Raw genomic sequence first — 22,376 nt, 5'->3', positions numbered from 1 at the left:
ACCATTTTTAATACAAGCAATATTGCCATAAGAATGGAGAACAAACGTGAACAGCAAATGGATGGTATACGCCAAAAAAGCAGATTTTAAGCAGATAGCCTCTGAATACGGAATAGATCAGGTTCTTGCCCGTATAATAAGAAACAGGGATATATGCGGCAGTAAAGATATAGATATGTATCTTAATGGGAATCTTAACGATATACATAATCCTCATAGTATGAAAGATGCCGATAAATTTGTTGATATTATTACTAAGAAAATAGAGGAACATAAGCCTGTAAGAATAATCGGAGATTATGATATTGATGGAATATGTTCTATTTATATATTATTCTGCGGCTTAAAGGCGGCAGGAGCAGATGTGGATTATGTTGTGCCGCATAGGATAAATGATGGTTATGGAATTAATGAGCATTTAATAGACAATGCAATCAATGAAGGGATTGATACAATTGTTACCTGTGATAATGGAATAGCTGCATATAATCAGGTCAGGTATGCAAAGGATAATGGAATTACAATGATAGTGACCGACCACCACGATGTTCCATTTGAGATAAAGGACGATAAAAAGGTATACATTGTACCTCCGGCAGATGCAGTTATTAACCCTAAACAGGCAGATTGTGATTATCCATTTAAGCTGTTATGTGGAGCAGGCGTTGCATATAAGCTTATAAGCCTGTTATATGACAGATTAGGGCTTGATAAGAAAGAGCTTGAAGATTATATTGAATTTATGGCAATAGCCACTGTAGGTGATATAGTCGACCTTATTGACGAGAATAGAATAGTAGTTAAATATGGCCTTAAGCATATTGCACATACAAAAAATACAGGGCTTAGGGCACTTATAGAGGAGTGCCAGCTTGATATTAATAATATAAGCTCATATCATATAGGCTTTGTAATAGGACCATGTCTTAACGCCAGTGGACGTCTTGATACAGCAAGACAGGCAATTGAACTTATGCTTTGCAAGGATAATGAAAAGGCACATAATATGGCAAAAGAGCTTATAGCCCTTAATAATGAAAGAAAGTCAATGACAGAGCAGGAGACGCAGAAGGCAATAGAATTAGTAGAGAATACTGGTCTTCTTAAGGATAGAGTGCTTGTTATATATTTAAAGGACTGCCACGAGAGCATAGCTGGAATAATAGCAGGCAGAATTAAAGAAAGATATTACAGGCCTACATTTGTTATTACTAATGCTGAGGACGGGGCAAAAGGCTCAGGACGTTCAATCGAAGGCTATAATATGTACGAAGAGATTAATAAATGTAAAAATGTTCTCACTAAATATGGTGGACATCCTATGGCGGCTGGTTTATCATTAGCAATATCTGATATTGACATATTCAGAAAAATGCTGAATGATAATGCGATACTTACAGATGAGGATTTAATTCCTAAAATGTGGATTGATGTTCCAATGCCTGTATCGTATGCCAATATCCGGCTGGTTAACCAGTTAAAGCTGCTTGAACCATTCGGAAAGGGTAATGAAAAGCCGGTATTTGCAGATAGGAACTTATATGTAAAGACAGCTTCAGTTATTGGAAAGAACAAAAATGTTCTTAGATGCCAGTTAGAAACAGAGGACGGAACTTATGTACCTGCTGTACAGTTTGGAATTAATAATATAGATGATATTCCAAGGGCAGGAATGAGAATTTCTATAATATATTATCCGGATATCAATACATTTAACGGAATAATGTCATTACAGATAATTATAAAGGAATGGAAGGAAACAATATGAGAGAGAGAATGAGGAAACTGACAGCTGCTATTCTTATGCTTGTAATGGTCAGCGTAATGTTTACAGCCTGTGGCAGTAACAGCAGTGATAAGTCAGACAATGCAACACAGGAAAGTACAAGTGAGTATGTAAGCGAAGACATAAAAGTAGCTGCACTTAAAGGACCTACAGCTATCGGAATGGTTAAGCTTATGAGCGATAATGAGGATAATAAAACAGCCAATAATTACACATTTCAGATAGAGGCGGCGGCAGATGCATTTACAGCAGACCTTATAAAGGGCGATGTCCAGATTGCAGCTATGCCTTGTAATGCGGCGGCAACACTTTATAATAAGAGTAATGGCAAGGTATCTGTTGTAGGAATTAATACACTTGGCGTGTTATATATACTTGATAATAAGGGCGAGGTAACTAATGTAAGCGACCTTAAAGGACGTACAATATACACAACAGGTAAAGGAACTACACCTGAATATACATTAAGATACCTTTTAAATACCAACGGAATTGACCCTGATAAGGATGTACACATTGAATTTAAGTCAGAGGCTTCCGAGGTTGCGGCTATTATGGCATCAGCGAAGGAAGAAACTGTAGCTATGCTTCCACAGCCATTTGCTACAACAGTTCTTATGAATAATAAGGAAGCAAGAATAGCTCTTGATGTTACTAAGGAATGGGAAAATGTATCAAAGGACGGAAGTACAGTAGTAACAGGTGTAATAGTTGTCAATACAGAATATTACAATAACCATAAGGCTGCGGTTGACAAGTTCCTTGAGGAATATAAGCTTTCAGCAGATTATGTTAATGCAAATGTAGATGAGGTTTCAACACTTGTAGAAAAATATGGTATAACAAAAGCCGCAGTTGCAAAGCAGGCAATACCTAAATGCAACATAACAATAATAACAGGCAGTGATGCCAAAGACAAAATAAGCAAATATTTAAATGTTCTTTACGAAGCAAATCCAGCTTCAGTTGGTGGAAAGCTTCCAGAGGACAATTTCTACAAATAAAATATATAAGAATGATGCATAGTTAAAGCAGTAAAAGCGGTAAAAGCAGTAAAAAGGCAATTCATTAGCAGAAAAATCGGTAGATATGATAATTCTGTATGAATTGCCTTTTTTATTATAATTAATGTGAATGTCTGTTAATATATTCTGTCTTGTATTTAGAGTAAACAATCTTCTGGCTGTTATAAAGACTGTAGTAGCCAGAGAGCATATAACTTATTGCTACGCATATAATTACGAATTTCATTGAACCAGCACCAAACATTTCAATTGATAATATGAAAGAAGTGAGTGGGCAGTTAGTTACGCCACAGAATACGCTTACCATACCGCACGCGGCACATAAGCCGATTGGAAGTCCGAATACAGGAGCCAAAAAGCTTCCAAGAGTTGCACCGACAAAAAGTGTAGGGACAATCTCACCGCCTTTAAATCCACCACCTAATGTAATGGCTGTAAACAGCATTTTTAAAATAAAGACATACCACGAACAGCTTGTTATAAAGCTTGCCGCAATCATAGGAGCACCAGCACCAAGATAATCAGTAGTACCGGTTATATATCTTAAAATAATAACAAGCACACCAGCTATTATAATACGGATATATGGGTTGCTTAAGTATTCAGAATATATTTTGGCTGATGAATGAAGCATATAACAGAATACAATGCTTGCGAGGGCAAATATTACTGACATTATCATAAATCTTATTCCGGTAGATATGCTTAGTTCACATATTTCGCTTATTATAAACATAGTTGGTGTTATATTGAATAACCCAGCTACGCCGGAAGCAATAAGTGCGGATATAATACAGGGAACAAGTGCGGCGTAATACATAACCCCCACACTTATAACCTCCATAGAAAATATGGCTGCGGCTATAGGAGTTCCGAAAAGAGCAGAGAAACAGGCACTCATTCCGCACATAATCATAATTCTTGTATCTTTGTCGTCAAAATGTAATATTTTGGCGATAAAATTGCTTAAGGAGCCGCCAACCTGCAGGGCTGCACCTTCTCGTCCTGCTGAACCACCGCAAAGATGTGTAAGCAGTGTTGATATTATAATAAGAGGAGCAACACGGACAGGAACTTCTGCATTGGACTGGATTGCTGTTATTACAAGATTAGTTCCTGTATTCTTGTCTTCGTGCGTAAAATGGTACATAAGAACGATTATTATACCGGCAGCAGGAAGAAAGAATAAAGTGTAAGGGTGTTGGATCCGAAAGCTTGTTACATATTGTAAAGCTTTATAAAATAATGCTCCGATAAGTCCTATAAAGCTTCCTGTAAATAAAGAGCAGAGAAGCCATTTGATAAGTGTTAAGGCTGCCATTCTTGCTCTTTGAAGTGTTTCAAGAGTAATATCAGGACTTATATCTAATATATCAGAGAGTTTTTTCATCAGGTTATCCTCTTTTCTTAGAGTGTTTACGTTAGTCGAACTTCTTTTTACTCATATTGCTGTTGTGATATTCAGGGTTATTAGTTACATCTTCTGTAAAAAACTCTGGCATAATGTAATTGTCAGCTTCTTCTATAGTGTTAAATTCAACTTCTGCAATAACAGTGCCGTTGAATGCTCCTTCAAATATGTCAAGTTCAATAGTGTATCCGTTACCATCTGGAATTTCATAACGCTTTTTGGTTATTATATTACCGTCAGCTTTTTTAATCAAATGTTCATACGAGTCTTTGGTGAGTGGAAGATTGTATTCTTCACGTGCCATCATACCACTGCCTTTGTAAGTAAGATAATAATCATCATTATCACGTCTTACCCTGACTACAGGTTTAGTTGAAAGATAACCCTGTTCAATATATCTGCAATTATAATTGTCCAGATTATCTGGCAATTGTGCAACTAAGAATTTACGTTCTATTTCCATAGTGTGTCTCCGTTTTCTGAATTTCATTGATAATATTTATATGTATCTATAAATACATATAAAAAAGACTGTCACCTAAGTGACAGTCGCAATATCCACTATCGAATATTAATTATTTAGCTGAGTTAACAGTATCCTTTAAAGCCTTACCAGCCTTAAACTTAGGTGCCTTAGAAGCAGGAATTTCAATAGCCTTACCTGTCTGAGGATTCTGACCTGTTCTAGCAGCTCTTTCAGCAACTTCGAAAGTACCGAAACCAACTAACTGAATCTTGTCACCATTCTTTAACTGTTCAGCAACAGTTTCTGTGAAAGCCTTTAAAGCCTTCTCAGCATCCTTCTTTGAAAGTTCAGCCTTCTCTGCGATTGCAGCAACTAACTCTGTCTTATTCATAATAAACTACATCCTCCTTAAATGAAATAAGTAATAATAAGTATAGGTTATTTATACTCCATATAGGTAATTTTGTCAATAAAAAACGCTTAAGAATTGCCTTATTTCGGCATTTTTCGCTGTTTTTGGTATTGGAATTATAATGTTAATTCTCCCCATTTATCATATAGCTCATCAAGCTCTTTGCTAAGAGCTTCCTTCCTGGTGTGTATTTCCATAAGTTTGGCAGTATCACTGCTTATGGCAGGGTCGGCGTACATATTATCAAGTTCCTCAATCTCAGCCTCAATTAAAGCCATACGTTCTTCAGTACGCTTGATTTCGTTTTTAATCTTCTTTTGCTGTGCCTGCTTTACCTTTTCTTCCTGCCAGTTAAGCTTTGAAATGGCTGAACTGCTGGATTTAGAAGTGTTATTGGTTATTGGTTTTGCTCCTAGTATATCCTTTTTTTCAAGATAATAGTCATAATTACCAATATAATTAACAACTGTTTTATTGGCAAGCTCAATAATTCTTGTTGCAGTAGAATTAATAAAGTATCTGTCGTGTGATACGAACAGGACAGTACCTGTGTAACTATTAAGTGCATTTTCAAGAATTTCCTTTGAAGTGATATCAAGGTGGTTAGTAGGCTCATCTAATATAAGGAAGTTGGCATTAGAGAGCATAAGTTTGGCTAATGATACACGTCCGCGCTCGCCACCGCTTAAGTCTTTTATATACTTAAATACATCTTCATTGGTGAATAAAAATGCTGCAAGTGTATTTCTTATCTGTGTATTATTAAGGTCTGGGTAAGCATCCCTGATTTCATCAAAAATAGTCTTGTCAGGGTCAAGAACGTGGTGTTCCTGATCATAATAACCAATATTTACTTTAGCACCAAGATATATCGAGCCTGAATCGGCAGGTATAATTCCATTAATTAATTTTAATATTGTTGTCTTGCCTGTTCCGTTACTTCCGATAAGTGCTACGCGTTCACCACGTTTAATCTGGAAGCATATGTTATCAAAAAGAACAGTTCCGTCAAAACCTTTAGTAAGGTTGTCTACAGTAAGGACATCATTACCGCTTATTACATTAGGTTCAAGCTTAATATCCATTTTGTCGTTTAAAATTTCAGGCTTATCGACAAATTCCATCTTGTTAAGCATTTTTTCACGGCTTTCAGCTCTTTTAATAGATTTCTCACGGTTGAACTGCTTAAGCTTTGTTATAACCTCCTCCTGATGTTTGATTTCACGCTGCTGGTTAAGATATTCCTTTAGCTGCATATTGCGCAGGATAGCTTTCTTTGAAGCGTAATCAGTATAGTTGCCTGAGAATACAGTTGCATTGCCATTGTCTAACTCGATAATCTTGCTTACTATCTTGTCAAGGAAATATCTGTCGTGGGCAACTATAAGTACAGCACCACTGTAGTTAAGCAGATAGTTCTCCAGCCAGCTTATAGACTCCATATCAAGGTGGTTGGTAGGCTCGTCAAGAAGTATAATATCAGGCTTTGATAATAAAAGCCTGCCAAGTGCAACCCGTGTCTTTTGTCCGCCTGATAAAGTATTAACATTAAGTGTGAAATCTTCTTCTGCAAAGCCAAGGCCTTTAAGAACACCAGTTATCTCGCTTTTGTAAGCGTAACCGTTGTTTAATTCAAACTCGTGGTTAAGGTCTGAATATTTCTTCATAAGTGTTTCAAGAGCTGTATCATCTGCTGATTTCATCTGGTTCTCAATACTTCTTAGCTGTGCTTCCATATCAAGGATATATTGCTTCACAGATAAAAGCTCATCATAAATGGTGTTGTCTGAATTAAGATTTTGCTGCTGTGAAAGATAACCTAAAGTCTTGTCCTTAGCTAACGTTACAAGTCCTGTGTCAGCAGGTTCAATTCCGGTTATAATCTTTAAAAGAGTAGACTTTCCAGCACCGTTGATACCAACGATAGCTGCTTTTTCGTGGTCTTCAATATTAAAAGAACAGGATTTGATAATAACATCTGTTCCAAAAGATTTACTTATATTATTACAGGAAAGAATCATAATAACAGTGTTCCTTTCTTTAAATTAATTAGTTGAATTATACTTGCTTTAAGAATAAATTGCAATTTTTTTGACTTATTTCTTCCTATAATGTATTATTAAAAAGTTAGACTAAGATAAGTGTATTAAATTTAAGAAATGAGGAAATGAATGAAATTTGACGAGTTAAACATTGATGAAAGAATATTAAGAGCTATTGAGGATATGGGATTTGAGGAAACTTCACCTATACAGACACAGGCAATTCCAGCTGTATGTGAAGGTATTGATGTTGTCGGACAGGCACAGACAGGTACTGGTAAGACAGCAGCATACACAATTCCTATGCTTATGAAGATAGACCCACAGATAAAAAAGCCTCAGGCAATCGTACTCTGCCCTACAAGAGAGCTTGCTGTACAGGTGGCTGAGGAGATAAGAAAACTTGCCAAATATATGAGTGATATTAAAGTTCTTCCAGTATATGGAGGACAGGAGATAGTAAGACAGATAAAGTCATTAAAGACGGGCGTACAGATTATTGTTGGAACTCCTGGAAGAGTTATGGACCATATGAGAAGAAAGACTGTTAAGTTTGATAATATTAATATGGTTATTCTTGATGAAGCTGATGAAATGCTTGATATGGGATTCAGGGAAGATATGGAAACAATTCTTACAGAAACGCCAGAAGACAGACAGACAGTAATGTTCTCAGCTACTATGCCAAAGGCTATTATGGATATTGCAAGAAACTTCCAGAAAGATGCCAGGATTATAAAGGTAGTAAGAAAAGAACTTACAGTATCTAATATAGAACAGTTCTATTATGAGGTAAGACCTAAGAATAAGACAGAAGTATTGTGCAGGCTTATTGATATATACAATCCAAGACTTTCAGTAGTGTTCTGTAACACTAAAAGACAGGTTGATGAGCTTATATCAGAGCTTAAGGGCAGAGGTTATTTTGCTGACGGAATACATGGTGATATGAAACAGCAGCAGCGTGACAGAGTAATGGATGACTTTAGAAGCGGCAAGGTAGACATACTTATAGCAACTGATGTAGCAGCAAGAGGAATTGATGTTGATGATGTAGATATGGTATTTAACTATGACATTCCTCAGGATGAGGAATATTATGTTCATAGAATTGGAAGAACAGGGCGTGCAGGAAGATCTGGAATGGCACTTTCATTTATAAGTGGCAAGGAAGTGTATAAGTTAAAGGATATCGAGCGTTACTGTAAGACTAAGATACTTGCAAAGCCTGTTCCATCATTGGATGATGTTAAGAACACCAAGCTTGATAATATGTTTGATAAAATCAGACAGACAATCGAAGAGGGTGGACTTACAGATATGGTTAATCTTGTTGAAGAACACGTTAATCAGGAAGAATATACATCTATGGATATGGCAGCAGCACTTTTAAAAATGCTTATAGGTGATACCCTTGACAGAGAAGATGAAGTAGAAGAATTCCATTTTGATACAGATAAAGATGATTCAAGAATGGTAAGACTCTTTATTAATATTGGAAAAAAGGATAAAATAAAGCCAGCTAATATTCTTGGAGCTATTGCAGGTGAATCTGGTATGCCTGGCAAGCTTGTAGGCGCGATAGATATGATGGACAACTATACATTTGTTGATGTACCAGCTATACACGCAGAGAAAATTCTTAAGGCAATGAATGATAACGTGCAGATTAAGGGACGCCGTGTTAATGTTGAGAAGGCTAACCAGTCAAGAGGCAAGGGCAGAGGAAAAGGCAAGCATAAGGACAAAGCAAGAAAGAATAAATAAATGAAAAAACAGGTGACATTAGGCAGTATAAACAGGGCAGAAGTATTAAGATACTTAGGATACAAGGGAATAGGGGCAGATGAGACAATAAACAGCCTTATAGATGAATGTGAGGCAGAGGTCTTAAAAGCGGCAGTTCCAAGATATGTATACAGGGTAGTGGATGTGACACAGGTTGATGAGGGCGTAAGGCTTGAAGGAACTTCTGTTACATTAAAAGGAAACTCAATTAAAGAACATCTTAAAGGCTGTAATAAAGCGGCACTTATAGCAGTGACAATCTCTGATGGAATAGACAGGATGTTAAGGATAATGCAGGCATCAGACCTTGCCAGGGCTGTAATATCAGACAGTATGGCAAGTGCAGCAATTGAACAGGTATGCGATAAGGTTGAGGCTGTTATTAAAGAGGAACTTCCAGAGTATAACCAGACATTCAGGTTTGGAATAGGATATGGTGATCTGCCTTTGTCACAGCAGGGCGAATTCTTAAAAATACTAAATGCACCTAAGCTTATAGGGCTTAATATAGGAAAGACTGATATGATGACACCAACCAAGTCTGTAACAGCAGTTATTGGGCTTACAACCGGAGAGGTCAGTTCAAAGAAAAAAGGCTGTATGTCGTGTAACCTTAAAGGTACATGTAGATTCAGGGAAGCAGGAGGACATTGTAATGAATAAATTAAAAGAACTTTTACAAAAGGATTATGTGATTCTTGATGGTGGAATGGGTACTATGCTTCAGGCGGCAGGAATGAAGATGGGTGAAACACCAGAGATGCTTAATATTACAGAACCGGAACTTCTCATTTCCATACACGAGCAGTATCTAAAGGCAGGTGCAGACATAATATATGCCAATACATTTGGTGGCAACAGATATAAGCTTGAAGAATGTGGGCATTCAGTTGATGAACTTGTAACAGCGGGAATTAAAAATGCAAAGAAGGCGTGTGCCAATGTGAATCCACGAGCACTTGTAGCACTTGATGTAGGACCTATAGGACAGCTTCTAGAGCCAACAGGTACATTAAGCTTTGAGGAAGCTTATGAGATGTATGCTGAGATAGTAAAGGCTGGTGAGGCGGCAGGTGCAGATCTTGTTGTATTTGAGACAATGACAGATCTGTTAGATGTGAAAGCGGCAGTGCTTGCAGCAAAGGAGAATAGCCAGCTTCCAATAATGACGACTATGACATTTGAAGAAAATATGCGTACATTTACAGGATGTCAGATATCTTCATTTGCACTTACAATATCAGGACTTGGAGTTGATGCCTTAGGTGTCAACTGTTCACTTGGACCTAAGGAACTTGAGCCGGTTATTAAGGAACTTACAGGCTGGACTAATCTTCCGGTTATAGTAAAGCCTAATGCAGGACTTCCCGACCCTGTTACTAATGAATATAATGTGACAGCAGAGCAGTTTGCTGAATTTATGAAGGATTTAAGAAAGTATGGCATTAAAATATTCGGTGGTTGTTGTGGAACAACTCCTGAATTCATAAAGTTCTTATCAGATATGTTACATAAAGAAGGCAATTTAGCAAAAGAGCCAGTGAAAATGCCATCGGCTGTATGCTCAGCTACAAGCACAGTTATAGTTGACCAGCCAAGAGTTGTAGGAGAGAGAATTAACCCAACAGGTAAAAAGGTATTTAAGCAGGCACTCTTAGATAATGATATGGATTATATACTTGGACAGGCATTAGAACAGACTGGTGCGGGTGCTGATATTCTTGATGTCAATGTAGGACTTCCGGGAATTGATGAAAGACAGATGATGGTTGATACTGTGAAAGCACTTCAGTCGGTTGTGGATGTGCCTCTCCAGCTTGACTCAACTATACCTGAGGTTCTTGATGCTGCATTAAGAGTATATAATGGTAAGCCGATTGTCAATTCAGTTAATGGAGAAGAAGACTCTCTTAATAACATTCTGCCAATAGTTAAAAAATATGGTGCGGCAGTAATTGGCCTTGCTCTTGATAAAGATGGTATTCCTAAGAAAGCAGAAGACAGAGTTGCCATAGCAAGAAAGATTATGGACAGGGCAATAGCTATAGGAATTCCTAAAGAGGATATATATATAGACTGTCTTACACTTACAGCCTCAGCCGAACAGGAGGGGGTAATGGAAACGCTTAATGCACTTTATGAGGTTAAGCATACTCTTGGCTTAAGGACGGTGCTTGGTGTATCGAATATATCTTTCGGACTTCCTAACAGAGTGCTTGTCAATCACATTTTCTTAACAATGGCTATGCAGAATGGTCTTGATCTTGCGATTATTAACCCTAACATATATGAGATGATGGGGGCAGTAAGGGCATATAAGCTTCTTGCCAATATAGATAAGAATTCTGTTGATTATATTAAGGCTTATGCTTCAATGCCTAATATAAGCAAGATTAATCCAATGAATACAGCGGCAAATGCAGTACAGGGTGGTCAGACAGCACAGGCAGGTGGAAGTGTTAATCTTAAGGATAAGAAGGGCAGTTATACCTGTGATGACTTATTCTATGCAGTAGAGAAAGGTCTAAAAAATGAAGGTGCAGCAATAACAGAAGAACTTCTTGCAGGTATGGATTCTATGGACATTGTTAATAATGCCTTGATTCCTGCACTTGATAAGATAGGTGAGGAGTTCGAGAAGGGAACATTATTCCTGCCACAGCTTATAATGGCGGCTGGCGTTGCACAGGGAGCGTTTGAGGTTATAAGAAAACATATGATTATGAGCAATAATGCACCTGTAAGCAAGGGAAAGATTGTTATTGCGACGGTTAAGGGAGATGTCCACGATATTGGAAAGAATATCGTAAAGGTACTTCTTGAGAATTATGGTTATGAGGTTATTGATCTTGGAAAGGATGTTGAATATCAGGTTGTTGTAGATGCGATTAAAGAAAATGGTGCGAAGCTTTGTGGTCTGTCAGCACTTATGACAACAACACTTGTTTCAATGAAAAAGACAATAGAACTTATACATAAGAACAATCTTGATTGTAAGGTTATGGTAGGAGGAGCAGTGCTTACTCCTGAATATGCTAAGGAAATACATGCAGATTTCTATTCAAAGGATGCAAAGGAGTCTGTGGATATTGCTAAGAGAGTGCTTGGATAGAGTACATTTCTTTACTTTTTAGCAAAATAGTTATATAATTAACATTAATTTTGAAGGCTGATGGGAAGCTGGTAATTACAGGTTTCCCATCTCCTTTTCGTAGCAGTATTGCACAGGAATGGAGAATGTTATGGAAGAGAAAAAGAAGATTTCATCGGCTGTTATAAGAAGATTGCCAAGATATTACAGATATCTGGGCGAACTTATAGAAAGTGGTGTTCAGAGGATTTCATCTAAAGATTTAAGTGTGAGAATGAAAGTTACAGCATCACAGATAAGACAGGACCTCAATAATTTCGGAGGTTTTGGACAGCAGGGATATGGATATAATGTGAAGTATCTTTATGATGAGATAGGCAAGATACTTGGAATAGACAGGAAGCATAATATGATAATAATAGGTGCTGGTAACCTTGGACGTGCTATTGTTAATTATACAGACTTTGAGAAGCGTGGTTTTGTTATATGCGGCGTATTTGATAACAATCCAGAGCTTAAAGGTGAAAGCATTCACGGAATAGATATAATGATGATGGATCAACTTGCCGATTTTATACATAAGAACGATATAGAGATAGTTGCACTGACAATACCAAAGCAGGCGGCTAAGGAAATCGGAAAGCAGGTTGCAGATGCAGGAATTAAGGCTATATGGAATTTCGCACATACAGATCTTAATCTGCCAGATGACGTAATAGTTGAGAATGTACATTTATCAGAAAGCCTTATGAGACTTTCTTACACAATTGCCAATAAGCACTCATAAAGATATTAAATCCAAAGGGGGAATTGATGGTGTCTAAGATAACTTATGAATTGTTAAAGAATAGTGATGTATTTAAGAATATTCCGATTCTTACGCTTGATGAGCGATGGTATCACCTTATTAACGAGAAGAATAAGACAGATGAGATTGCGTATTGGGAGAAACAGGTTAATGAACTGCTTAAGAAGCAGGGAAGAATTAATAATGACATTAAAGATATCAAGAAGCTTAAAAAGCAGTTTATCAATGATGTTGTTGAGAATATGGAAGATGATGATTCAAGCAGGCAGAAGCAGAAGCGTATGAGCCAGAACCAAAGACTTATACAGGAGTCTAATGACAAGATAGCTTCGCTTGAAGATGAACTCTTAGAAGTACCAAGAGAATTGGCAAGGGCTAACGAGAAGCTTCTTACAGAGACACTTAAAGCCTGCTATGACAGAATGAATGCCAATACAGAGGATATAGAGGTACTTGATAAGTGGATTAATGCTACAAGAGTCAAGCTTAAGAAGAATATTCTTATAAAACAGGATAAAGAAACTGTTAATAATAATATGTATTCTCTTATACACGATATTATCGGACCTGAGAATTGTAGTGCAGTTGACAGAATTAATGAAGGCAATGTAGGAGATAAGCAGGAATGAGATATGTATTAGATGCGGCTTCTATGAAGAATGTGGATTCTTATTCAATTAATACTCTTGGTATACCATCAGTTGTGCTTATGGAAAGAGCCGCACTCTCAGTGACAGAAGCTATTGAAAGCAAGGTTAAAGGAAATATACATACAGACATTATATGCGTATGTGGACGTGGCAATAATGGGGCAGATGGACTTGCGGTGGCAAGACAGCTTTATCTTAAGGGCTACAATGTGGATGTGTATATAATTAACTCACACGCTTCTACCAAAGAATTCGATATACAATTGAACATAATAAAGAATCTGGGCATAGAATGTATTAATAGCCCGGATTTTTCTAAATATGGGGTTATTGTAGATGCCTTATTTGGCAATGGCTTATCAAGAGAACTGGCAGGAGAGGCCAGAATAGTAGTAGATACAATTAATAAATGCAGTACATCAGTGCGTTCACAGTATACACAGAATAGCGACAATAATGGAAACAGGCTTGTTGTGGCTGTTGACATACCATCAGGTATAAGTGCATCGACAGGTGTGGTTATGGGATCTGCGGTTAATGCTGATATAACAGTTACCTTCGGATTTGAAAAAATCGGACATATATTATATCCAGCAGCTTCATATTGTGGGAAGATTATAAGAAAAGATATAGGTTTTGCACAATATCCGGATATGACAAGGGATATTTTCACATATGATTATAGTGATATATCTGATATGCTTCCGCTAAGAAAGCCTGATGGCAATAAAGGAACATTTGGAAAGGCACTTGTAATAGCTGGTTCAAGGCTTTATGGAGGTGCAGCAGTATTAAGTTCAAGAGCGGCGGCACGTATAGGTGCAGGGCTTGTAAGAACCCTTACGCATATAAGCAACCGTACAGCAGTTATAACGGGCAATATGGAATGTATTGTTGATACATATGATACTGATGAGGAATGTGGCGATTTTGTTAAGAATACAGAGACATTAGTGGATAAATGTATCTGCTGGGCAGATGTTGTGTGCATAGGTCCGGGGCTGTCTATGGAAGAAAGTGCAGTAAAGCTTGTAAGAAGTGTGTCAGCAAAGAAGAATATTAAAAAGCTGTATGATGCAGATGCCCTTAATATAATCGCCCAATATAAAATTGAACTTGATGGCAGTAATGATGATGTAGACTATGAAGCTGGCGGCAATAGTGGTAATGCTTCATATAAAGATGATATGTCAGATAAGAATGTTGTCGTTACACCACACATAGGAGAAATGTCACGTCTTACAGGACTTGATATTGCGATGATAAAGAATAATCCTATAGATACAGCAAGAACATATTCAAGAGAACATAATTGCGTATGTGTATTAAAAGATGCAAGAACTATTGTTTCTGATGGAGAAAGAGTGTATATTAATATGTCAGGCAATGATGGAATGGCAACAGGAGGTTCGGGAGATGTGCTTTCAGGCATAATAACAGGACTTATGGCACAGGGACTTACTACTTTTGAAGCTTCAGCACTTGGCGTATATATACACGGCTGTGCAGGAGATGAAGCTGCCTTAAGTAATGGTAAGTATTCTATGGTTGCGGGCGATATTATTGACAATATAAAAAATGTGCTTATAAAAGCAAGAGGTGAATAATGAGTAAGTATTACAGAGTATATGCAGATGTAGATCTGGATGCAATCAGGGCTAATTGTATTGAGCTTATGAGCAAGACAGAACCTTCAACAAAGGCACTTGCAGTTGTTAAAGCAGATGGCTATGGACACGGAGATGTGGCTGTATCCAAGGCAGTAAGAGATTTAGTATATGGATATGCAGTTGCTACGCTGGATGAAGCTGTTAATTTAAGAGAAAATGGAATTAATAAGCCAATACTTATATTAGGCTATGTTGAGCCTGAGGAATATGAGGCATTGGTTAAGAATGAAATAGATGCAACAGTATTTGACTATGAGACAGCCAAGGCACTTAATGATGTTGCCTTAAGGCTTGGAAAGGTAGCTTTCTGCCATATCAAGGTTGATACCGGAATGAGAAGAATAGGTCTTGAGCCAGATGAAAGTGGTGTTGAGATAGTTAAAAAGATAAAGAATTTAAAGGCACTCAATGCAAGAGGCCTGTTTACACATCTTGCAACTGCTGATGAGAAGGATAAGACCGCTGCATTAAGACAGATTGCAAAGTATGATGCTTTTGACGATGCGTTGAAGAAAGAAGGTATATCATTTGAGATAAAGCATGTATCCAACAGTGCAGCTATTATAGATATGCCACAGGCTAATCATGGAATGGTGCGACTTGGAATTGCTTTATATGGAATGTATCCATCAGATGAAGTGGATAAGTCAGCAGTAGCACTGAAACCAGCACTACAGCTCAAAAGCCATGTGGCTATGGTAAAGACAGTTCCAGCAGGAGAAAAGATAGGTTACGGCGGAACATTTGAAACTAAGAGAGAAACAGTGCTTGCAACTGTAACAGTGGGATATGGCGATGGATATCCAAGGTCATTATCATCAAAGGGATATGTGCTTATTAATGGTAAGAAAGCTCCTATAACAGGAAGGGTATGTATGGACCAGATGATGGTAGATGTTACAGATATAGGTCCTGTAAATCGTGGTGATGTTGTAACATTAGTAGGAAAAGACAAGGATGCAGAGATTACAGTTGAAGAGATTGCTGCTTTAGCAGGAACATTTAATTATGAATTTGTGTGTGACCTTGGCAAGAGAATTCCAAGAAATTATTATCTTAATGGACAATATATTGGAAGTCATGATTATTTTCATGAGAACTGGAAGTTAATAACAGATTAAGAAGTAGTGGAATATACAGCATTTTCATAAAATTATTAAATAACAAACCTGCAAAATAATTGAATACACGTCAGAAACCTTGGCAATACTTTGAGTATAAACAATTAAGTAAATGCTTTGGGAGTGTGATATAAGTGGTAATTAAACGTGGGGATATATTTTATGCAGATTTAAGACCTGTGGTAGGTTCTGAACAGGGAGGTATAAGACCTGTTCTTATAATTCAGAATGATACAGGCAACAGGCATAGTCCGACAGTTATATGTGCAGCTATAACATCCAAGATGAATAAAGCTAAGCTGCCAACGCACGTTGAGATTGATGCGTGTCATTACGATATCGTAAAAGATTCAGTTATATTGCTGGAACAGTTAAGAACAATAGACAAGAAAAGACTCAAAGATAAAGTATGTCATCTTGATAATGAGATAATTAATCAGGTTGACAAGGCATTGAGGGTTAGTCTTGAGATGAACCTGAAACAAGATTGACGATATAATAGAATATATGGTATTCTATAGGGAATAATTATATAATAATATAATTATCTAAATAACGAAAGGAAATGGATATAACTATGAATGATGGTCATCCCGCGGATGGGAACCAAGGATTGTTTTCTGGCTTATTTAAGAAGCTTACTAAAGGAAAACGCGACGAAGATGTAACAGAAGAAATTATGGATATGGTTAATGAAAGCCATGAACAGGGAGTTATAGCTGAGAATGAAGCTGAGATGATTGGCAATATATTTGAATTTGCCGAGAAGCAGGCATCAGATGTTATGACCCACAGGAAGAACATAGTAGCACTTGATGCCTCACTTACAGTTAAAGAGGCATTTGATATAGTGATGGAAGAAAGCTACTCAAGATATCCTGTATATGATGATGATATTGATAACATAATTGGCATATTACATATCAGAGATCTTCTGAAGGTATACGTTAAAGGCAGTGATAAGGATAAGAAGCTTTATCAGGTTAAAAATCAGGTTATGTTTGACCCATTCTGTATTCCAGAGACAAGAAGCATAAGTGTATTGTTTAAGGAAATGCAGTCAAAGAAGAATCATTTTGCTGTTGTTGTTGATGAGTATGGACAGACAACAGGAATTATTACAATGGAAGATATACTTGAAGAGATAGTAGGTAATATTTTTGATGAATATGACGAGGAAGAGGAGCAGATAAGACAGCTTTCTGATGGAAGTTACGAGATGGACGGCCAGACACCTCTTGAAGATATTGAAGAGAAGCTTGATATTAAGTTTGACTGTGAAGATATTGATACTATCAATGGATATCTTATATATAAGCTTGGTAAGATTCCTGATGAGAATGAAGAGTTTGAAACAGAGTGTGGGGGATATATATTCCGCATATTATCTGTTGGCAATAAGATGATTCAGAAGGTGCTTGTGAGTAAAGCTGATAAGAAGGATAAGGGTAATGAAGCCGGATAAGATTAATAAGCTTATAAAAAGGCTGGCGGCAGTATCTTTGTGGCTGATAATATGGCAGATTGCCAGTGTGATGACAGGACTTGAGCTTTTGCTTGCAAGTCCTGTTACTGTATTAAGGACACTGGCGGGTATGCTTGTTACAAGGCAGTTCTATGGGATACTGTATTTAAGTGTTATGCATATTATGTCGGGTATGCTTGCTGGCTGTCTGATTGGAATATGTGCAGGAATATTGTCTGCACGGTTTGATTTTTTAAAGGAGTGGCTCGGCATTGCCGTACAGTTAATGAAATCCCTTCCGGTTGCGGCATTTATAATACTTGTGCTTATGTGGTGGGGTTCTAAAAATGTTACATTTATTATCAGTGCAATGGTTGTAATACCAATGATTACGACAGGCGTAAAAGAAGGCATTGATAATACAGATAACAAGCAGATAGAACTTGCCAGAGTATATGATATGACTGCATTTAACACATTCAGATATGTATATCTTACAGGTGTATATCCGTATATTACAGCACAGTTAAAGGTGGCAGCCGGAATGTGCTTTAAAGCTGGAATATCGGCAGAGATAATAGGGCTTGTGACAGGGACAATCGGTACGCAGATGTACTATGCCAAAATGTATCTTTTATCTGCTGAGTTATTCTCGTGGAGCATAGTTGTAATTGTGGTGAGCCTTGTTATAGAAAAATGTATAATATGGCTTGCGAAGATGCTATATAAGTGCATACAGCATATATAAAATTATTAAATTGGTAAAAATATGAAAACATTAAAATTATCAGATATATCAAAGAAGTACAATGACATCACAGTCCTTGCTAATGCTAATGCAGAATTTACTTCATCTAAGATAATCTGTATCAGGGGACAATCAGGTGCTGGAAAGACGACACTGCTTAATATTATAATGGGAGTTGAAAAGACGGATAAAGGCATAGTGGAATTCGTTAATGATAATGGACAAAGTGTTAAGCCAGGGTTTTCAGCAGTATTTCAGGATTGCAGGCTTATAGAACACCTGTCACCAGTGATTAATGTAAAAATGGTGCTAAAGAAGAATAAGAAGAATTCTGCCAAAGACGTGGCTTTTGCTGTAAAGAGTGAGCTTTTAAAGCTTCTTGACAAAGAGGCACTAGATAAGCCTTGTAGTGAATTAAGCGGTGGCATGAAGAGGCGTGTTGAGATTGTAAGGGCAGTGATGGCTGAATCGGATATAGTTATTATGGACGAGCCATTTGCAGGTCTTGATGAAGTTACCAAAGATAATGTTATTAATTATATAATGAATAATATCAATAATCGTATTGTGATAATATCCACACACGATGAGGAAGATGTAAAAAAATTAAGAGCTAATGTGCTTTTTGTTGACAATAAAGCTGGCAGTTGCTACAATAATGTGTGATTTTAGATGACTGTCATATATTGGCAGTATGGAGGAAAGAGATATGAGAAGAGCAGTATTTTCAATTCTAGTAGACAATTCATCAGGTGTTCTTAGCCGTGTAGCAGGCTTATTCAGCCGAAGAGGCTATAATATTGACAGTCTTACAGTTGGTGAGACACTTGACCCTAAGCTTTCAAGAATGACAATAACAGTAACAGGTGATGATGATATTCTTGAGCAGATTGAAAAGCAGCTTGCTAAGCTTATTGATGTAAAGGAAATCGTAGAACTTCCTCATGATGAATCTGTATGCAGGGAACTTGTTCTTATCAAGGTATTATGTACAAGAGAGGAAAGACAGCAGATAACAACTATGGCAGATATATACAGGGCTAATATAGTAGATGTTGCTAAGAATTCTCTTATTATTTCGCTTACAGGAAGCCAGAGTAAGATAGATTCATTTATCGCATTACTTGATGGTTTTAAAATTACAGAACTCGCAAGAACTGGAATAACTGGACTTGCTCGTGGTGCTGCAAATTTAAAATAAATTATTTATTACATTCGGAGGTATTTGTAAGATGGCAGAGGCTAAGATTTATTATCAGTCAGATTGTAATTTATCATTACTTGATGGAAAGACAATCGCAATCATCGGTTACGGCAGCCAGGGACATGCACATGCATTAAACTTAAAGGATTCAGGATGCCACGTAATTATCGGTCTTTATGAAGGATCAAAGTCATGGAAGAGAGCTGAAGAGCAGGGCTTTGAAGTATTCACAGCAGCAGAGGCAGCTAAGCAGGCTGATATTATTATGATTCTTATCAACGATGAGAAGCAGGCTAAATTATATAAGGAAGATATTGAACCAAACCTTGAACCAGGCAATATGCTTATGTTTGCTCACGGTTTCAATGTTCATTTTGGTTTAATTAAGGCACCTAAGGGCGTTGATGTTACAATGATCGCACCTAAGGGACCTGGACATACAGTACGTTCTGAATATCAGGAAGGTAAGGGTGTTCCTTGTCTTGTAGCTGTAGAGCAGGATGAGACAGGTAAGGCACTTGATATGGCACTTGCATATTCACTTGGTATTGGTGGAGCAAGAGCTGGTGTTCTTGAGACAACATTCAGAACAGAGACAGAAACAGACCTCTTTGGTGAGCAGGCAGTTCTTTGTGGTGGTGTATGTGCACTTATGCAGGCTGGTTTTGAAACACTTTGCGAAGCTGGTTATGACCCACGTAACGCTTACTTCGAATGTATCCACGAGATGAAGCTTATTGTAGATCTTATCTATCAGTCAGGCTTTGCTGGAATGAGATATTCTATCTCTAACACAGCTGAATATGGTGATTACATAACAGGACCTAAGCTTATAACAGAAGAGACTAAGAAGACTATGAAGAAGATCCTTTCTGATATTCAGGATGGTACATTCGCTAAGGAATTCTTACTCGATATGAGCGAAGCTGGTGGACAGGTTCACTTCAAGGCTATGAGAAAGCTTGCATCAGAGCATCCTTCAGAAAAGGTTGGCGAAGAAATCAGAAAGCTTTACAGCTGGAATGATGAGTCAGGAAAGCTTATTAACAACTAATTATAAGCAGAATATAACCCCTCCTTACTGTATTGGTAAGGAGGGGTATTTTTATGTAATAGGGAATTCTGATGGCTTATTACTGCTTATTCTCGAATTCGTCCTTGTTCTCATCATATTTTTTCTTATATAAATTCTTGGTTCTATATGCCTGGGCTATAATAACAACTCCGATTATAATAATAGCAATTATTGTAACTGCTGATTGTTTGATATCAGGCTTGGTGTTTGCGGCATTATCGGCAGTATCTTCTTGGTCAACGCCGAATTCAACATCTATAGGTTCGTCTGTCTTAGTAGCAGCCTGTTCTTTGTAAGGTGTAACATTTTCCATCATATTATTAGTAGTATCCAAGCCGACAAGAGTTCTGTAAAGTCCGAATGAACGTGTATCGAATTGTCCATTAAAGGTTATTGCATAACCGCTGTCAAGCATATTAAATGAATAAGATATCTGTGATACATGTTTTTTGAAAGCGTCCTGCAATACCTGTACAGAAGTGCGGCCGCCAAGCTTATAAAGCGGTGTATCTACATCAAGAGTTATTGTATTATCACCATAAAGATGATAATAGGCCTTTGGAACGTCCCATAAGCCATACTTGGAAGCAGAATCGGGATACATATCAGCGTTATTGGAAGCTTCTAATGCTTCCTGTATTGCGGCGGCATATATACGGTGTCCGCCGTGTCCATATTCACCATTGAAATCCTGTGATACACATACTAAAGGTTTGAACTTTCTTATACATTCTGTTGAATATGAGATAATATCATCATATACATACTGTGATTTGGCTTTTTCAAGGCTTAAGGAGTATAAGTCCTCAAACGTTCCTTTAACAGGATAATTCTTAATTCCACATTCCCACAGACCATCAAGTTCCTCGTGCTGTCTTACAGGTTCAGTGAGAAAGAAATCGCACATATAGGCAATCTGTACATTAAGATTTTGCTCACCGCCATAGTTAGTAAGAACTCCACCTAAGAATAATATCTCATCATCAGCGTGTGTTGAGAATACAAGAATATCTGTCATTCCATACAGAGGTGCTTCCCATCTTTGCACATTGTCAGGAAGATTTCCCCTGGAATATGCGTATATGTCTGATATCTGCATACCCTCTGGTACATTTATTGTAATATCACGGCTTCCGTCTTTGATATCCATATAGTCGTGAAGAAATCCATTTTCTCCACACTTAACAGTCTGGCTGTTATAAGTAATCGTATAATTAGTGACTTCACTGCTCCATATGATGTAAAGCCCATAAATGTTCTCATCTGCCTTGACATTTACTGTGGCATTAGGGACGAGATTAATAGTTGTGTCATATGAGCCGTCTGTTAAATTCTTAGTGTAATCAGATACACTGCCATTATTATTAACGGATACGGTTATGCCTATATTATGTGCTGTATCATTGTCAGTTGTGGCAGAATTTCCAGATGTGATGTCCGGTGCATTTGCAATATTAGCAGTACTGCTGTCTGCCGCATAGGAAATGGTGTGTAAAGACAACACTATTCCGATGGCGGAAAATGCAATGACAGCAGATTTAAGTAGCAGTTTCATTATTAATCTCCAATCTGTATATATTTAATGTTTATATTGTTTTTACCATATGGTAAAAT

General features: G+C 37.4%; 20 protein-coding genes. 15 read left to right on the top strand and 5 right to left on the bottom strand.

What is annotated here, in order from left to right:
* Positions 1 to 61: 61 nt before the first annotated feature.
* Both recJ and BM157_RS03345 read left to right on the top strand, forming a co-directional pair.
* Positions 62 to 1,768, top strand: coding sequence for a single-stranded-DNA-specific exonuclease RecJ (gene recJ, locus BM157_RS03350; protein ID WP_055306331.1), 1,707 nt, complete (start codon positions 62 to 64; stop codon positions 1,766 to 1,768).
* Positions 1,765 to 2,790, top strand: a complete 1,026-nt coding sequence (locus BM157_RS03345) for an ABC transporter substrate-binding protein (RefSeq protein ID WP_242854089.1) — start codon at positions 1,765 to 1,767, stop codon at positions 2,788 to 2,790. The genes recJ and BM157_RS03345 overlap by 4 nt, the downstream gene beginning before the upstream one ends.
* Before the next feature lie 121 nt (positions 2,791 to 2,911).
* Here BM157_RS03345 and BM157_RS03340 read toward each other — a convergent pair whose 3' ends face one another.
* The 4 genes from BM157_RS03340 to abc-f form a co-directional block, all read right to left on the bottom strand.
* Positions 2,912 to 4,201, bottom strand: coding sequence for a chloride channel protein (locus tag BM157_RS03340; RefSeq protein WP_172677767.1), 1,290 nt, complete (start codon positions 4,199 to 4,201; stop codon positions 2,912 to 2,914).
* Between the two features lie 31 nt (positions 4,202 to 4,232).
* Positions 4,233 to 4,685, bottom strand: coding sequence for a CYTH domain-containing protein (locus tag BM157_RS03335; protein ID WP_055174107.1), 453 nt, complete (start codon positions 4,683 to 4,685; stop codon positions 4,233 to 4,235).
* A gap of 112 nt (positions 4,686 to 4,797) precedes the next feature.
* On the bottom strand, positions 4,798 to 5,079 hold the full coding sequence (locus tag BM157_RS03330) for an HU family DNA-binding protein (protein WP_022502640.1): 282 nt from the start codon (positions 5,077 to 5,079) through the stop codon (positions 4,798 to 4,800).
* Positions 5,080 to 5,216: 137 nt separating this feature from the next.
* Positions 5,217 to 7,121, bottom strand: coding sequence for a ribosomal protection-like ABC-F family protein (gene abc-f / locus BM157_RS03325; protein ID WP_055174108.1), 1,905 nt, complete (start codon positions 7,119 to 7,121; stop codon positions 5,217 to 5,219).
* Between the two features lie 150 nt (positions 7,122 to 7,271).
* Between abc-f and BM157_RS03320 the strand changes: the two genes are divergently transcribed.
* From BM157_RS03320 to ilvC, 13 genes are all read left to right on the top strand, one after another.
* On the top strand, positions 7,272 to 8,909 hold the full coding sequence (locus BM157_RS03320) for a DEAD/DEAH box helicase (RefSeq protein ID WP_022502642.1): 1,638 nt from the start codon (positions 7,272 to 7,274) through the stop codon (positions 8,907 to 8,909).
* The gene (locus BM157_RS03315) at positions 8,910 to 9,593 is read left to right on the top strand and encodes a hypothetical protein (protein ID WP_090139933.1); all 684 of its coding nucleotides are present in this window, start codon (positions 8,910 to 8,912) and stop codon (positions 9,591 to 9,593) included. It begins immediately after the preceding gene.
* Positions 9,586 to 12,042 carry a homocysteine S-methyltransferase family protein gene (locus BM157_RS03310; protein ID WP_090139931.1) on the top strand — a complete coding sequence of 819 codons (2,457 nt, stop codon included), beginning with the start codon at positions 9,586 to 9,588 and terminating at the stop codon, positions 12,040 to 12,042. The genes BM157_RS03315 and BM157_RS03310 overlap by 8 nt, the downstream gene beginning before the upstream one ends.
* Before the next feature lie 130 nt (positions 12,043 to 12,172).
* Positions 12,173 to 12,808 (top strand): redox-sensing transcriptional repressor Rex, encoded by a 636-nt coding sequence (locus BM157_RS03305; RefSeq protein ID WP_055174110.1) that lies wholly within the window; start codon positions 12,173 to 12,175, stop codon positions 12,806 to 12,808.
* A gap of 29 nt (positions 12,809 to 12,837) precedes the next feature.
* Positions 12,838 to 13,458 (top strand): hypothetical protein, encoded by a 621-nt coding sequence (locus BM157_RS03300; RefSeq protein ID WP_055306328.1) that lies wholly within the window; start codon positions 12,838 to 12,840, stop codon positions 13,456 to 13,458.
* Positions 13,455 to 15,086 carry an NAD(P)H-hydrate dehydratase gene (locus BM157_RS03295; protein WP_055174111.1) on the top strand — a complete coding sequence of 544 codons (1,632 nt, stop codon included), beginning with the start codon at positions 13,455 to 13,457 and terminating at the stop codon, positions 15,084 to 15,086. The genes BM157_RS03300 and BM157_RS03295 overlap by 4 nt, the downstream gene beginning before the upstream one ends.
* Positions 15,086 to 16,270 carry an alanine racemase gene (alr, locus tag BM157_RS03290; protein ID WP_022502648.1) on the top strand — a complete coding sequence of 395 codons (1,185 nt, stop codon included), beginning with the start codon at positions 15,086 to 15,088 and terminating at the stop codon, positions 16,268 to 16,270. The genes BM157_RS03295 and alr overlap by 1 nt, the downstream gene beginning before the upstream one ends.
* A gap of 134 nt (positions 16,271 to 16,404) precedes the next feature.
* Entirely contained in the window at positions 16,405 to 16,761 is a 357-nt protein-coding gene (locus BM157_RS03285; RefSeq protein ID WP_022502649.1) for a type II toxin-antitoxin system PemK/MazF family toxin, read from the top strand.
* 86 nt (positions 16,762 to 16,847) lie between these two features.
* Positions 16,848 to 17,735, top strand: coding sequence for a hemolysin family protein (locus tag BM157_RS03280; protein WP_022502650.1), 888 nt, complete (start codon positions 16,848 to 16,850; stop codon positions 17,733 to 17,735).
* The gene (locus BM157_RS03275) at positions 17,722 to 18,483 is read left to right on the top strand and encodes an ABC transporter permease (protein WP_022502651.1); all 762 of its coding nucleotides are present in this window, start codon (positions 17,722 to 17,724) and stop codon (positions 18,481 to 18,483) included. The genes BM157_RS03280 and BM157_RS03275 overlap by 14 nt, the downstream gene beginning before the upstream one ends.
* A 21-nt stretch (positions 18,484 to 18,504) precedes the next feature.
* Complete coding sequence (locus BM157_RS03270; protein WP_090139928.1) at positions 18,505 to 19,149, top strand: ATP-binding cassette domain-containing protein; 645 nt, start codon at positions 18,505 to 18,507, stop codon at positions 19,147 to 19,149.
* A gap of 43 nt (positions 19,150 to 19,192) precedes the next feature.
* Entirely contained in the window at positions 19,193 to 19,684 is a 492-nt protein-coding gene (gene ilvN, locus BM157_RS03265) for an acetolactate synthase small subunit (protein WP_022502653.1), read from the top strand.
* Positions 19,685 to 19,715: 31 nt separating this feature from the next.
* Complete coding sequence (gene ilvC, locus BM157_RS03260) at positions 19,716 to 20,741, top strand: ketol-acid reductoisomerase (RefSeq protein WP_090139926.1); 1,026 nt, start codon at positions 19,716 to 19,718, stop codon at positions 20,739 to 20,741.
* A 79-nt stretch (positions 20,742 to 20,820) separates the two neighbouring features.
* Here the strand turns inward: ilvC and BM157_RS03255 are convergent, their stop codons facing one another.
* Positions 20,821 to 22,317 (bottom strand): hypothetical protein, encoded by a 1,497-nt coding sequence (locus BM157_RS03255; protein ID WP_090139924.1) that lies wholly within the window; start codon positions 22,315 to 22,317, stop codon positions 20,821 to 20,823.
* Between the last annotated feature and the right edge of the window lie 59 nt (positions 22,318 to 22,376).

Origin of the sequence: [Lactobacillus] rogosae (assembly GCA_900112995.1) — a bacterium.
Lineage (GTDB): Bacteria > Bacillota > Clostridia > Lachnospirales > Lachnospiraceae > Lachnospira > Lachnospira rogosae.
Note: the sequence above shows the minus strand (reverse complement) of the source record. Positions and strands in the feature narration are given on the sequence as shown.

Excerpts from the sequence above, each read along its gene's own strand:
- BM157_RS03315 (WP_090139933.1), top strand. The coding sequence starts at position 8,910 with ATGAAAAAACAGGTGACATTAGGCAGTATAAACAGGGCAGAAGTATTA.
- BM157_RS03275 (WP_022502651.1), top strand. The coding sequence starts at position 17,722 with ATGAAGCCGGATAAGATTAATAAGCTTATAAAAAGGCTGGCGGCAGTA.
- alr (WP_022502648.1), top strand. The coding sequence starts at position 15,086 with ATGAGTAAGTATTACAGAGTATATGCAGATGTAGATCTGGATGCAATC.
- abc-f (WP_055174108.1), bottom strand. The coding sequence starts at position 7,121 with ATGATTCTTTCCTGTAATAATATAAGTAAATCTTTTGGAACAGATGTT.
- BM157_RS03330 (WP_022502640.1), bottom strand. The coding sequence starts at position 5,079 with ATGAATAAGACAGAGTTAGTTGCTGCAATCGCAGAGAAGGCTGAACTT.
- BM157_RS03345 (WP_242854089.1), top strand. The coding sequence starts at position 1,765 with ATGAGAGAGAGAATGAGGAAACTGACAGCTGCTATTCTTATGCTTGTA.
- BM157_RS03310 (WP_090139931.1), top strand. The coding sequence starts at position 9,586 with ATGAATAAATTAAAAGAACTTTTACAAAAGGATTATGTGATTCTTGAT.
- ilvC (WP_090139926.1), top strand. The coding sequence starts at position 19,716 with ATGGCAGAGGCTAAGATTTATTATCAGTCAGATTGTAATTTATCATTA.
- BM157_RS03255 (WP_090139924.1), bottom strand. The coding sequence starts at position 22,317 with ATGAAACTGCTACTTAAATCTGCTGTCATTGCATTTTCCGCCATCGGA.
- recJ (WP_055306331.1), top strand. The coding sequence starts at position 62 with ATGGTATACGCCAAAAAAGCAGATTTTAAGCAGATAGCCTCTGAATAC.
- BM157_RS03280 (WP_022502650.1), top strand. The coding sequence starts at position 16,848 with ATGAATGATGGTCATCCCGCGGATGGGAACCAAGGATTGTTTTCTGGC.
- BM157_RS03320 (WP_022502642.1), top strand. The coding sequence starts at position 7,272 with ATGAAATTTGACGAGTTAAACATTGATGAAAGAATATTAAGAGCTATT.
- BM157_RS03340 (WP_172677767.1), bottom strand. The coding sequence starts at position 4,201 with ATGAAAAAACTCTCTGATATATTAGATATAAGTCCTGATATTACTCTT.
- BM157_RS03270 (WP_090139928.1), top strand. The coding sequence starts at position 18,505 with ATGAAAACATTAAAATTATCAGATATATCAAAGAAGTACAATGACATC.
- BM157_RS03335 (WP_055174107.1), bottom strand. The coding sequence starts at position 4,685 with ATGGAAATAGAACGTAAATTCTTAGTTGCACAATTGCCAGATAATCTG.
- BM157_RS03295 (WP_055174111.1), top strand. The coding sequence starts at position 13,455 with ATGAGATATGTATTAGATGCGGCTTCTATGAAGAATGTGGATTCTTAT.
- ilvN (WP_022502653.1), top strand. The coding sequence starts at position 19,193 with ATGAGAAGAGCAGTATTTTCAATTCTAGTAGACAATTCATCAGGTGTT.
- BM157_RS03305 (WP_055174110.1), top strand. The coding sequence starts at position 12,173 with ATGGAAGAGAAAAAGAAGATTTCATCGGCTGTTATAAGAAGATTGCCA.